12 protein-coding genes are annotated in these 12358 nt (G+C 34.2%); 4 read left to right on the top strand and 8 right to left on the bottom strand.

Annotated elements, in window-relative coordinates; translation table 11 throughout:
• Window positions 1-405: 405 nt before the first annotated feature.
• From K5Q13_RS09260 to K5Q13_RS09235, 6 genes are all read right to left on the bottom strand, one after another.
• Window positions 406-891: a VIT1/CCC1 transporter family protein gene (locus K5Q13_RS09260; RefSeq protein ID WP_115231425.1), complete on the bottom strand. Its 486-nt coding sequence runs from the start codon at window positions 889-891 to the stop codon at window positions 406-408.
• Between the two features lie 386 nt (window positions 892-1277).
• A complete protein-coding gene (locus tag K5Q13_RS09700) occupies window positions 1278-1574 on the bottom strand; it encodes a transposase (RefSeq protein WP_081579538.1) in 297 nt (98 codons plus the stop codon).
• A 62-nt stretch (window positions 1575-1636) separates the two neighbouring features.
• Complete coding sequence (locus K5Q13_RS09250) at window positions 1637-2329, bottom strand: Crp/Fnr family transcriptional regulator (RefSeq protein ID WP_014333941.1); 693 nt, start codon at window positions 2327-2329, stop codon at window positions 1637-1639.
• Between the two features lie 16 nt (window positions 2330-2345).
• A complete protein-coding gene (locus tag K5Q13_RS09245; protein WP_042493564.1) occupies window positions 2346-2897 on the bottom strand; it encodes a Dps family protein in 552 nt (183 codons plus the stop codon).
• Window position 2898: 1 nt separating this feature from the next.
• On the bottom strand, window positions 2899-3135 hold the full coding sequence (locus K5Q13_RS09240; RefSeq protein WP_004909683.1) for a heavy-metal-associated domain-containing protein: 237 nt from the start codon (window positions 3133-3135) through the stop codon (window positions 2899-2901).
• 63 nt (window positions 3136-3198) lie between these two features.
• Entirely contained in the window at window positions 3199-5049 is a 1851-nt protein-coding gene (locus tag K5Q13_RS09235; protein WP_220741393.1) for a heavy metal translocating P-type ATPase, read from the bottom strand.
• A gap of 1223 nt (window positions 5050-6272) precedes the next feature.
• On the opposite strand from K5Q13_RS09235, the gene K5Q13_RS09230 reads away from it, so the two are divergent.
• Entirely contained in the window at window positions 6273-6458 is a 186-nt protein-coding gene (locus K5Q13_RS09230) for a hypothetical protein (protein ID WP_013102134.1), read from the top strand.
• A gap of 346 nt (window positions 6459-6804) precedes the next feature.
• On the opposite strand, the gene mscL is transcribed toward K5Q13_RS09230, so the two are convergent.
• Window positions 6805-7173, bottom strand: a complete 369-nt coding sequence (gene mscL, locus K5Q13_RS09225; RefSeq protein ID WP_013102133.1) for a large conductance mechanosensitive channel protein MscL — start codon at window positions 7171-7173, stop codon at window positions 6805-6807.
• 152 nt (window positions 7174-7325) lie between these two features.
• The gene (locus tag K5Q13_RS09220) at window positions 7326-8243 is read right to left on the bottom strand and encodes an IS30 family transposase (RefSeq protein WP_220741392.1); all 918 of its coding nucleotides are present in this window, start codon (window positions 8241-8243) and stop codon (window positions 7326-7328) included.
• 323 nt (window positions 8244-8566) lie between these two features.
• On the opposite strand from K5Q13_RS09220, the gene K5Q13_RS09215 reads away from it, so the two are divergent.
• The 3 genes from K5Q13_RS09215 (at window position 8567) to K5Q13_RS09205 (ending at window position 12331) form a co-directional block, all read left to right on the top strand.
• The gene (locus tag K5Q13_RS09215; protein ID WP_014335305.1) at window positions 8567-9544 is read left to right on the top strand and encodes a LacI family DNA-binding transcriptional regulator; all 978 of its coding nucleotides are present in this window, start codon (window positions 8567-8569) and stop codon (window positions 9542-9544) included.
• A gap of 116 nt (window positions 9545-9660) precedes the next feature.
• Window positions 9661-10893 (top strand): MFS transporter, encoded by a 1233-nt coding sequence (locus K5Q13_RS09210; protein WP_220741391.1) that lies wholly within the window; start codon window positions 9661-9663, stop codon window positions 10891-10893.
• 10 nt (window positions 10894-10903) lie between these two features.
• Complete coding sequence (locus K5Q13_RS09205; protein ID WP_220741390.1) at window positions 10904-12331, top strand: glycoside hydrolase family 32 protein; 1428 nt, start codon at window positions 10904-10906, stop codon at window positions 12329-12331.
• The last annotated feature ends 27 nt before the right edge of the window (window positions 12332-12358 follow it).

The raw sequence follows: 12358 nt of genomic DNA, 5'->3' as shown, positions 1-12358 counted from the left end.
CTTTCTAGATATCCCCGAACAGATTTACTCACCTGTTTGGGGTTTTCTTTACAAAAAAGTGTTTTTTGTCAGCAGGCGTGTTGGTAACCACTAAAAGTAACTCCCTAAGGACACCATTTTCGATGACGTAATATAACATATCGTTTCTTTGTATACATGGTTAGCTATTACAGGTCGACTCAATTAAAGGTGTTCTAAAAATATGATTTAAAATTTTACCCGGATTATTTCTAACGAATCGACAGGCAAGCACCCTGATGCGCTATACTCTGCTGATTTAATGAACGCAGCTAAAGAAGAAGCTAAGCGTCGAGGATTGTTTGACTTAAATAATCTATAACTGATTACCATATAACTAAATATCTAAAAAGAAAAACGTCTTGAATATTCAAGGTGTTTTTTTGTCTACAAATAATAATTCAGTAAGATACCAACGCCATAAGCAACAATTGCAGCGACGTACCCGATAGAAAGTGTGCGTAGAATTTCTGTTCTTACTTTCTGCTCTGACAGGTTGGCCTTCACCCAGCCTAGCAACGCCAAAGAGACACCGACGATGACAAAGGCGATTGGAAAGGCGATGGCTTTGTCGTGAATGAACGCATTTGTAATTAAGTAGGCACCTAGTGGAATTAAACCGAAGACGTTAAACGAAATGAATGTCGCGATACCAGCTGCCAATGCTTTACTTTTTGATTGATTGTTATCCGATGTTGCTGACAGGTAGGCACCGGCCCCCATTGAAAAGCCATCGGCTAATAAGTTTGAGAATCCCAAAATGATGATAACGATGTTTGAAACGTTACCACCGACCGATCCAGCAACGACTGCGAACGTCGTGATAATGCCATCTAAGCCACCGTAGACGATGGCTGAAACGTGTTTTTTCATTTATTTTCTCCAGTTTCTCTCAGTGGTGATAAAACCAATATATAAGAAAAAAGTGACCAATTATCGGTAATTTCACATCGGATTAAAAATGTTTCAAAAACGAAACAAATAAAACCCGGATTATTCATGCACTAAATTTTTAACCACAGCTAAATCAGTAAAATACGATAAAACACCTTGAAACTGCCATTACCTTGGCACAGTTTCAGGGTGTTTTTTCGATTGAGCGTTTTTTGAGAAAAATAGGAACACTAAAACCAGCCAGATTTTGCTATTTTTTTTAAAATCTACTTCGTTGTTTTATTGCCACAAAGCATTTAGTCGTTCCCAAGCTCGCCAGAACAGACCATCGAATTGTTCTTGGATGCGGCTATCTAACGTCAAAATCACCTTGCGGGCGTGCTTAGTGACACACGTCCACCGATTTTTAACAAACGGTCTCGAAAGGTATTGATTGTCCACGATTGTTGCTGGTCGTCCAACGCAATACTCTTCATCAACCGCATCAAGTTTGATGCAATTACTGAGATCCACATGCGCGCTTTGTTGGCGAAAAATGAACTGCTATCAGTTTTGCCAAAGGCAAATCCACCTTTAAGCTCGCGAATAATATCTTCAATCGCCGCAAGCTTGCGGTAAACACGGACGATGTCTTTTTGTGGAAGACTTAGGTTAGTGACGATGAACTGTGTACCGCCATGTTCATCATTTAAAACGATATCCTTATTTTTAAGTATAAATCGACTTAACTTGATACAAATAATAATTCATCTAAATCAAATATCTCAACACATTTTTGGGTGTGCCGTTTAATTAGACCTCTCTCTTCCAATGATGAGAACTTACGGCTTATTGTTTCTGGAGTTGTCCCCAGGTAAGTAGCCAAATCTTTTTTTGACATGGGTAAAGTCACATAAGTATGGTTTTTTTCATCTTCAACATTTTCTGATAGAAAATCAATAATTCGAGCTTCAACAGGTTCAGTACTGACTTGCACAGTTTGTTTTTCTGATAACTGTAGTCGTTTTGTAATATCCGATAATATTCGTCGCATGATTTCTGGATAGCGATCTAAATATTGATCTAAATCCTTTTTATGAATCCTACAAATACTTGTTTCCGATATTGCTTCAGCATAATTCGAATGATAACCTTCAGTCTGTAAAACAGCAACTTCCCCCATAAAATCACCCGGATGTAGGATACGTATGGTTTGCTCACGACCAGACTCACTTAGGCTATAAATACGTACACGTCCATTGTTTATGATATATAATGTGTCATCTTTATCACCAAACCTAAATAATAGCTCATTCTTTACGTATTGTACTTCATTCGCTGATTGAGCAATTAGATGCATTTGTTCATCATTGAGATGATTGAAAATCGGCACTAAACGTATACAATCTACATGACTATGATGATTATGGTATGCCATACCGTTTTTCTCCTAATTAATCGTTATCTATATAGTCATCGTCTTCTAAGGCATCCTTATTAATAAATGCTTGAAGTTGCCAAATATTTACGTCTAAATAAGCTTTATAACTAATTAGTGAATCTTCCAAAGCATCATTTTCTTCTTCCTGTGCTAAGCGAATTGCACGAATAGTAAATTCTCGATTAGATCTAAAATCTTCTACTATCTGTAGGACCATCTCATCAGCAGTGTAATATTTTTCCGAAGAATCTTCAGAAATCGTTGTAAATTCTTGAAATTCAGTAGTTGTTGATGCTGGCTTAAATCCTGAAGCTAGTAAACGTTCTGCAATTTTATCAAACCATGCCTCATTCTCGTTATATAAATTTTCAAAAACATTATGCAATGCATAGAAATTTTTGCCTTTTACATACCAATGATATTGATGCAATTTTACATGTAATGTATGAATATTAGCAAGTATATGATCTGTAACAGCTGCAGAATTAATCTTAGTATGATGAATGTGTTCTTTATATGCTTGTTCGGCAGCTAATTTTTCTTGCCTTTCATTTACCGTTGTCATTTTATGCACCTTCCTTTACTTTTGAACTAATTACTGGGTATCCTAAGTCTTCAATTGCTTTTTCAATTGTATTCAAATTGACCTGATTTTCATCAAAATCCACTTTTACCTTACTCGCATTGAAAAGTACTTTTACAGAATCTTTTTTTACACCAGCAGTCTGTTTTAAACCACGTTCGATTTTTTGTAAACATGATGGACAAGTTAATGTTTCTAATTTTAGTGTTGCTTTAGTCATATCTATCACTCCTTTAAATGAATTATATAGGCCATTCTTTTTAAGATACTTGATATAGATCAATTATCTTAATTGATAACCTCTTAATCTCATTGCATTTAAAATAACTACTAAAATACTGGCCTCATGAATCAACATCCCAATTGACATAGACATCCATTCACTAAATATTAAACTAACCAATAGTATTATCACGACGCCAACAGCAATTAGAATATTTTGTCGCATATTAGCATATGTTACTTTTGCTAGGCCTAAAGCATGAGGAAGACGGTTAAAGTTAGAATTCATTAAAACAATATCTGAACTTTCAATTGCGACATCTGTTCCATTCCCCATAGCTATACCTACCTCTGCAGTAGCCAGAGAGGGACTGTCATTAACGCCGTCACCGATAAAAACAACTATTTCACCTGAGTCCTGTCGTTTTTTTAGAAATGCTTGCTTGTCCTCTGGTAGCATATCACCATGGGCTTCGGTTAAACCTAGTTCCTTTTTAACTGAATTAACTGTACCTTGGTTATCACCTGATAATACAATGAGATTTTTAATACCAAGTGATTTTAATTTTTGTAAGTCCTGCTTAACACCTGGTCGAACTTTGTCGCGGATACCCATTAACATGATTAACTTATGATCAACTGCCGTTAATACAATTGAATTACCGGTTCTTTCTAATTTATTCAATTTTTTAAGAACATCATCAGATAGCGGTATACTTTCTTGTTTCATTAAGGTTTTATTTCCTACTGAAACAACGTGCCCATCTACGTGAGCAATTACGCCCCCACCTTTTACAACCTGTGTATTTTCTATAGGCCTTACTTTATATTGTGCTAATTTATTTACAATAGCGACAGCTAATGGATGATCAGACTCACTTTCAACTGAAAGCAATAGAGATAAATCCTCCTCCTGATTATTTCCATAATAAATAATATCGCTCACTTCAGGCTTTCCTTCAGTTAAGGTACCTGTTTTATCGAATAACACTGTATCTGCATTGGCAAAATGACTAATCACTTCAGAACCTTTAAATAAAATACCATTTTTTGCGCCATTTCCTATCCCCGCAACATTTGAAACAGGTACACCAATTACCAAGGCTCCTGGGCAACCAAGTACTAATACAGTAATCGCAAGTTCTGTATCTTTGGTTAATACCCAAACCAACAGCCCAATTGTAAGTACTGCAGGTGTATACCAGCGAGAAAACTGGTCAATGAATCGTTCTGCTTCTGATTTAGAATCCTGTGCTTCTTCTACCAACCCAATAATTTTTCCAAATGTAGAATCTTCCCCTACTCTATCAGCCACTATTTGAATAGTACCGTTGTCCATAATAGTACCGGCAAATACTTCATCGTCTTTTTCTTTCTTTAAAGGTAAAGATTCACCTGTGATATTAGCCTCATTTACATATCCTTTTCCAGTAGTTACCCTACCATCTACGGGAATCTTGGCACCAGTCTTTACTAGGAGAATATCCCCTTCTTCTACTTCATCAATATCTACTTCTGCAAATTGTCCCCCTGTCAATTGCTTAAAAGCAGTTTCTGGAGCCATTTCCGTCAACTCTTTAATAGCTGATCGTGTTTGGTTAAGTGTTCGTTGTTCTAAATATGATCCAAATAAAAATAAAAAAGTAACAATTGCTGATTCTTCATAATTTTGAATAAAGAGAGCACCAATGACCGCTATCGTTACTAAAACATCAATACTTACTACTTTTACTTTCATAGCCTGATAAGCCTGTAAAGAAATGGGGGTAGCGCCTAATATCGAAGCTATAATAAAAGCACTATTAGAAATTGTTGTATTGGCAAAAATAAAGTGTGCGATTAGTCCTAAGGCAATGAGTAAGCCACTGATACTCATAATTTTATTTTTATGTTTAAGAATATTATGTTGCATATGATTTCTCCCTTAATTTTAGTTCAACTAAAGTGTATTAACTTTTGGGAAATATAAACTTGACGTCCATCAAGTTTATAAAATAGTTCTAAATAAGTAAAAATATTATAATATTGGCTTAGTCATGCACTTATTGAATCATTCTAGTGCGGCCATGACACTGGCTTACCTTGGTTTAGATCAAGCCAGCCGTGAGACTATGTTGAATCAAATTGATTTTGGTTAAGCTCATTAGCTATAACTACGGCTATAGTTGTAGTTATAGCTAAGGTTTGCTTATTTTTAGTAGGCTTCATATGGGGCAGAAAATCGCAAGAAAATTATATCCTTGATCTAGCAAATGATGTTGATCGCCTAGAACAAGCACAAAAATAATACATAACTATTTTCCATTTTAAACCTATCATCATACACTATAAATTATTGAAATTAAGACTTAAAATATCTGTTAATTGCATAAAACAAACTAATTACGTTATAATATATGTACATTAACTAATAGGTTTGGAGATTCCAATCCTTTCGAGCTCATCGCTGGCAGGCGACGAGCTTTTATTTTACAAAAAAACCCCGTCTGGCAGGACGAGGCACATGCATTAACGACGATCGTCGAAATACTTTTGCAACCAGATTAACGTTATGCCAACAAAAATTTGCCATAATGCAGCGTTGAGCAGTTGCAATTCATTAACTAATAGTATCAAGGAGACCCACCTCCCTTCACGGCGCTTAATCTTAACGCCTCGGTAACTAATATAACAGATTTAATTTTTGTTGACTATTTCAATAATTTTCTTCTAAGGTTACTTTTATAGCGTCCGTTTTGTTTGTTAGTATTTTTCGTTCATCAACCGTCCGCTTATCAAAATTGATTTTAATTCAAAAAGGGATTGGGAATTTCCCAAACAAAAGCATATCAATATTGATATGTTTTCACCTCATGTGTGGCCACACATAGTATGCTCGCAACAAGAATTTTTGATAGTTTTTAAGTTGTCGCCTATAGCGACTTCTGACACACTGCTTTCTAGCAATTAATCAACCAGTTTCTTGGTGGAGTGTAAGTGCGCATTGACCTAAAAAATAGGTCATACGGACTACCATAGAATTTTCTATGTGTAAGTGCGCATTAAACTCATTTTATTCGTTTTGCTGACGGATTATTTTGCTTATTAGTATAATTAGACTAGATACCATTTTAAAGACAACAAGGAGCTTAAATTATGGCTGATAAAAATATTTTTGAAGAGTTGTTTTTGGAAGCTGAAAAAAACAACTTACAAGTATTAATGGACAATGCTTTAAACGAAAAGGATCCTGATAAGAAAAAAGTCTTAATGGAAATTTACACCTATGCCATTGGTAAGAAACAAAAAGAATTACTTAAAAACAAAGAATTTGTGATTTGAAAAGAAAGGTAGTTTATGTTTTCAATGCTAGTCGATTTAATCAGTTTAATAACCGATACACTTTCAAACTATCTATGGTATTCTGATGAACAAAAAAATAAATAATAACTACATCCATTATTTAGCCTAGATTTAATCTAGCTATTTTATACTCAATACATAGTCAATTAGATGACTATTCTCTTCTCTCCCATAAATTTTATTCATCAATTATTCTCTCAAAAATTCTCTCAAAAAAAAGCCATTCCCCCAGAATGGCCTTTTTTATTGAAAGTAATTATCCAAAAGAATAAAAAGTACTAACACCAAATAATAAGGTATCAGTACGTATGTTAAAAATTGCAATTTATTTTTTCTCAAGAATTTCTGTAATTTGTTTCAAATATTTTTCTGTATTGGTTTCTTCAACAACTTTTTCTTCAACACGTTTCTTATTTACTTTGTTAAATACTTTAACCATTATAAATATTGAAAAAGCAATAATCAAAAAGTTAATAATTGTCTGTAAGAATGATCCATAGGCTACAGTAGCTGTTCCAACTTTTACAGCCATCTTAGAAATATCAATCCCTCCAATTAATATACCCACAAGTGGCATAATAATATCATTAACCAATGATTTTACAATTAATCCAAAAGCACCACCTATAATGACAGCCACTGCTAGATCGACGACATTTCCCTTAAAGGCAAAGTCTCTAAATTCTTTCCACATAAAAAATCTCCCTTATATTTTAATTAGAACGCCCATACGCCCATACATTATTATCTTAAAAAATCATAAAACTAGCAAGATTAACGCTTACCATTATTACTATACTTAATTTTTCTGCTAAAAAACAATTAACTTATGGTAGATTGCAAGAATTAACCGAACACTGCAAACTGCTGAAAAACCTTTCGTGGTGATTGCCAGTTGAGTGTTTTCATTGGTCTCGCATTGATCCAATGATTAATTTGATCTAATTCTTTGGCGCTAACTGTTTCAATTTTGCGTTCTTTCGGTATAAAACGACGGACGTATCGATTTAATATCTCATTACTCCCACGTTCTTCTGGTGAATATGGGTGCGCAAAATAGACTGGAATGCCTAGTTTTTGCTCGATTTCGTTATATTTTGCAAATTCTCGCCCACGATCAACAGTGATTGACTTGGCATTTTTGATCCCTTGAAAAAAATGAATTAAGACTGGTGTCACTGCCTGACTATTGCGCCCAGTGACCTGTCTCACGATATGTTGCCGGCTTAGTCTTTCAGTAATTGTCACCAGCACATCGCCACGTCTTTTACCCGATTGCATGGTGTCAACTTCAAAATGTCCAAAGGTTTGTCGTGCTTTCACACTTTCAGGTCTCGTTTCAATCGAACGACCATGCACAAATACTTTTCGTCTACCATCAGATTGACGCTTTTGACGGATACCTTTGTCAGGTAAATCAGCCAATGATAGTTTGAGTCGACCAGCATTGAGCCAATTATAAATCGTTTTGAAAGGTAACCCTAAAACATGCGCAGCGGTTTCTGGTGACCACTTCAATATACCAATGTGGTGATTCAAAAAGACAGCGATAGCTGGTGTTAGCGTGTCATGACGACCACGTAGATGACGTTTTTTCAATGCCAACGCATGAGCAACCTCAGCTTTATAGGGTGTAACTTGATGAATTTCAATCGAAACGGTTGAAGGAGAGCGTTTAATAAAGCGCGCAATGGCACGAATCGAATAATTCAATTCCAGCAAAGTTTGAATGACAGTACGTTCTTGAGATGATAAACTAGTCATGAGTCGCAGTTCCTTTATGGTTGTTTTGGACAATTACCATTAAAGGCGCTGCGGCTTTTTTATTCAAGTGTTCGGTTTAATTTTACAATCTACCATTTACACAAGATATTTTACGCTCTCTCAATACTTCCTACTAGCAATGTAATCTCTCCTTCAATTTTTAGGTAATCGTTTTCAATATATTACACGATACTATTTTCTGTTTTTTTACGTCAAATTAAATTTATCAAAATAAATTACTAAATTATTGTCATAAGTTGAAGAAATTTGTTTCAAGACAACATGATATAATTAAATTAGTTATATAACCAATGGGTGAAATAATGAAAGCAAAAATAGATGATGTAGCGAAATTAGCAGGAGTTTCCAAAACTACCGTTTCAAGGGTGATGAATAAACGGGGTTATTTGAGTGAGAAAACAATTAAAAAAGTTCATGATGCGATGGATGAATTAAATTACCAACCTAATGTTGTGGCAAGACAGTTATTTAAGCAGGAAACAAAATTGGTGGGGTTGATTTTTCCAACAGTCAATAATCCCTTTTTTGGACAATTGGTTGCCACTATGGAAAAAAAGCTTTTTAGTAAAGGATTTAAAGTTTTACTTGGTGACTCTATGAATGATCCTGAAAAAGAAAAGTTATATTTGAGAGAGCTAATGGCACATCAAGTCGATGGGTTGATTGTTGGAGCCCATAATCAAGGTATCAAGGAGTATCAAAATGCTAATTTACCCATTATTGCAATTGATAGAATTATGAATAATGATATTCCCGTAGTATCATCCGATAATTATCAGGGCGGTAAAATGGCTACAGAATTACTGATAAAAAATGGTGCTAAGGTGATTATCCACACAAATGGACCAAAAACTTTACAAACTCCAGCTCAAAAAAGATATCAAGCATATGAAGATACTATGATTCAATATGGCTTAAAACCAATAACTTATACAGTCGACTTCAATGTTAGTTATGAGCAAAAAGCTAAATTTCTAAAGAATATTTTTAAAGAACATCCAGATGTTGACGGTATGTTTATTTCTAATGATGTGGATGCTGCTCAAGCCATTGATATTGCTGGTGATTTGGGCTACAAAGTACCTGAAGACTTGAAAATAGTGGGCTATGATGGAGCAGAAGCTACAAGAATTTTATTACCGAATTTAACGACAATTATTCAACCCATTGATCGAATGGCAGAAACAGCTGTAAATATGCTAGTAGCAAGGATTTCTAATAATGATGCTGGGGAAAATAAGGTTCTTCCAGTTAAGGTTTGGAGAGGAAAGACAGTATAAATTTTTGATAACCGGTTGACATACAATATGAAAGCGCTTACAATAAACTTTGTTAAGTGCTTATTTTTTAATGATTAAATGTCAACCGGTTAACACAAAATAAGGAGTAATCAATAATGCGTAAAAATACTTATGTTAGACTTAGTGCCTTTTTCTTCTTTTTCTTTGTCAGTTGGTCAGCTTGTTATTCATTGTTTGCAATTTGGTTAGGTCAAGAAATTCATTTAAATGGTGAAGCAACAGGGATTATTTTTGGAATTAACGCAGCTTTCACTTTGTTAATGCAACCTTTGTATGGATATATTTCGGATAAGTTAGGTACTCGTAAAGATTTACTAGTTTATTTAAGCGGTATTTTGATTTTCACAGGTCCATTTTTTATTTATGTATATGGACCATTATTAAAATTTAATGTAGTTATAGGAGCAATAGTAGGTGGAATTTTTCTAGGGGTTGGATATTTGGCCTCTTGTGGTGCGGTTGAATCTTATATTGAAAAAATCAGTCGTAAATATGATTTTGAATATGGACGTGCTCGGATGTGGGGTTCATTAGGTTGGGCCGTAGCAACATTTTTTGCGGGACAATTATTTAACATAAATCCTAGTTATAATTTCTGGATCGCATCAATTGCGGCAATTGTGATGTTCCTAATTATTTTGACTACTAAGGTTGAAGTTACTGATGTTGAAGCTAAGAATGCTGATTCAGTTACCGTTAAAGATGTTTTCAATTTATTTAAGTTAAAGGATTTTTGGTTCTTTGTTATCTTTGTTTTAGGTATTACATGTGTTTATGGGGTTTATGATCAACAATTTCCACGTTATTTTGCAGAACAATTTGCAACAGTAAAATTAGGTAATCAAATGTTTGGTTATTTAAATTCATTCCAAGTTTTTCTTGAAGCTGGAATGATGTTTTTAGCACCAAAGATTGTTAATAAAATTGGTGCTCGTAATTCACTTTTGCTAGCAGGATTTCTGATGGCATTTCGAATTACGGGGTCAGGTTTGGTTGATGGACCAATTTTAATTTCAATGATGAAACTAATTCACTCATTTGAATTGCCAATTATGTTAGTTTCTGTATTTAAATACTTAGATGCCAATTTTGAATCTAGATTATCCTCTATTCTATATTTGGTTGGTTTTCAGTTTTTTGGTCAGATCGGAACGATTGGGTTATCTTCACTTGTAGGTAAAATGTATGATTCACTCGGATTTAAAATAACTTATTTATATCTTGGTATTTTTGTTTGTGTCTTTGCAGTAATATCAGTGTTTACTCTGAAAAAGGGTGATTCACAAATAACTAAAACAAATTCAATTGATGCTCATGTTCAAAGTTAAGGAGAAATTTATGCAAGAAGTAGAAAGTAAAAAGATAAAATTAAATAATACACGTTATAGATTGGGATACCATATAATGGCACCATCTGGATGGATTAATGATCCAAATGGTTTTTGTTATTTTCAAGGATATTATCATATTTTTTATCAGCATTATCCTAATGATTCTAAATGGGGACCAATGCATTGGGGACACGCTAGAAGTAAGGATTTAGTACATTGGGAGAGTTTGCCAATAGCACTTACTCCTGGAGATAAAGAAGATGAAGATGGCTGTTTCTCAGGAAGTGCAGTTGTCTATAATGGTAAGATGTATTTGATTTATACAGGCCATCATTATTATGGAGATGGTGATTCGGATCATTTTTGGCAAAATCAAAATTTGGCAATTAGTGAAGATGGGATCCATTTTGAAAAATATGAAAATAATCCGATTATATCTCAAGCGCCTGAAGATAATACTCAACATTTTCGTGATCCTAAAGTCTGGTATAACAATGGAAAATGGTATTTGATATTAGGAAGCCAAAATAAGCAAGAAATGGGTCGAGTATTACTTTATAAATCGGACAATTTAATTGATTGGATTTTAGTAGGTCCAGTTGCAGAATCAAAAGACACAAAAAAAGAAGGTTATATGTGGGAATGTCCAGATTTCTTTAGATTAGGAGATAATGACTTTCTTCTAATGTCGCCACAAGGAATAGAGGCTGATAAAGGACGTTTTAAGAATCTTCATGAAACAGGTTATTTAGTAGGTAATTATCGTTATAACGATAATAATTTTGAACGTGGAGATTTTAATGAACTAGATAATGGACATGATTTTTATGCAACACAGACTACCTTAACCCCAGATGGTCGAAGAATCGTTATTGGTTGGATGGATATGTGGGAAAGTCCAATGCCAGAAAGTGCCGATGGTTGGGCTGGAGCATTAACTATTCCACGAGAATTGATTTATCAAGATGGAATTCTAAAAATGAAACCAATTAAGGAATTAGAAAAATTAAGAACCAGAGAACTATTGAATAAGAATTACCTGGTTAAAGGTAATCAGAATATAGTTTCTAATTCTAGAAACTATGAGGCTAAATTAAATCTTAATGTTGGAGATAATGATGAGGCCGGTTTTGAACTAAGAAATGAAGAAAACAATTTAATTTTAAGAGTTGTATATGATAAGAGAAATAATAGAATCGTTTTAAATCGTTCGGGAGATGATCCTGAACGCGAAGCAATTTTGTCAAAAAGTGAACAGTTAAAATTCCATTTATATGTTGATACCAGTTCGATTGAAATATTCGTTAATGACGGGGAAAGAACCTTCACAGAAAGATTTTATAGTGACGGAGCCAAGTTAAACGTTATTTCTGAGAATGATATGAAAGTTCAGGCGTCAGTTTATCAGTTAGATAAGAATGCAGTGAAGTTTTAAGAATCAAAAAGGTTAAACCAATCGAGG

It is taken from the genome of Leuconostoc miyukkimchii, from assembly GCF_019656055.1.
Classification (GTDB): domain Bacteria; phylum Bacillota; class Bacilli; order Lactobacillales; family Lactobacillaceae; genus Leuconostoc; species Leuconostoc miyukkimchii.
This window is presented reverse-complemented; position numbering and strand designations above follow the sequence as displayed.

Bases quoted from the DNA above. Each gene is read 5' to 3' on its own strand.
- K5Q13_RS09260 (WP_115231425.1), bottom strand. From the start codon at position 891: ATGAAAAAACACGTTTCAGCCATCGTCTACGGTGGCTTAGATGGCATT.
- K5Q13_RS09250 (WP_014333941.1), bottom strand. From the start codon at position 2,329: ATGGCATACCATAATCATCATAGTCATGTAGATTGTATACGTTTAGTG.
- K5Q13_RS09245 (WP_042493564.1), bottom strand. From the start codon at position 2,897: ATGACAACGGTAAATGAAAGGCAAGAAAAATTAGCTGCCGAACAAGCA.
- K5Q13_RS09240 (WP_004909683.1), bottom strand. From the start codon at position 3,135: ATGACTAAAGCAACACTAAAATTAGAAACATTAACTTGTCCATCATGT.
- K5Q13_RS09235 (WP_220741393.1), bottom strand. From the start codon at position 5,049: ATGCAACATAATATTCTTAAACATAAAAATAAAATTATGAGTATCAGT.
- K5Q13_RS09230 (WP_013102134.1), top strand. From the start codon at position 6,273: ATGGCTGATAAAAATATTTTTGAAGAGTTGTTTTTGGAAGCTGAAAAA.
- mscL (WP_013102133.1), bottom strand. From the start codon at position 7,173: ATGTGGAAAGAATTTAGAGACTTTGCCTTTAAGGGAAATGTCGTCGAT.
- K5Q13_RS09220 (WP_220741392.1), bottom strand. From the start codon at position 8,243: ATGACTAGTTTATCATCTCAAGAACGTACTGTCATTCAAACTTTGCTG.
- K5Q13_RS09215 (WP_014335305.1), top strand. From the start codon at position 8,567: ATGAAAGCAAAAATAGATGATGTAGCGAAATTAGCAGGAGTTTCCAAA.
- K5Q13_RS09210 (WP_220741391.1), top strand. From the start codon at position 9,661: ATGCGTAAAAATACTTATGTTAGACTTAGTGCCTTTTTCTTCTTTTTC.
- K5Q13_RS09205 (WP_220741390.1), top strand. From the start codon at position 10,904: ATGCAAGAAGTAGAAAGTAAAAAGATAAAATTAAATAATACACGTTAT.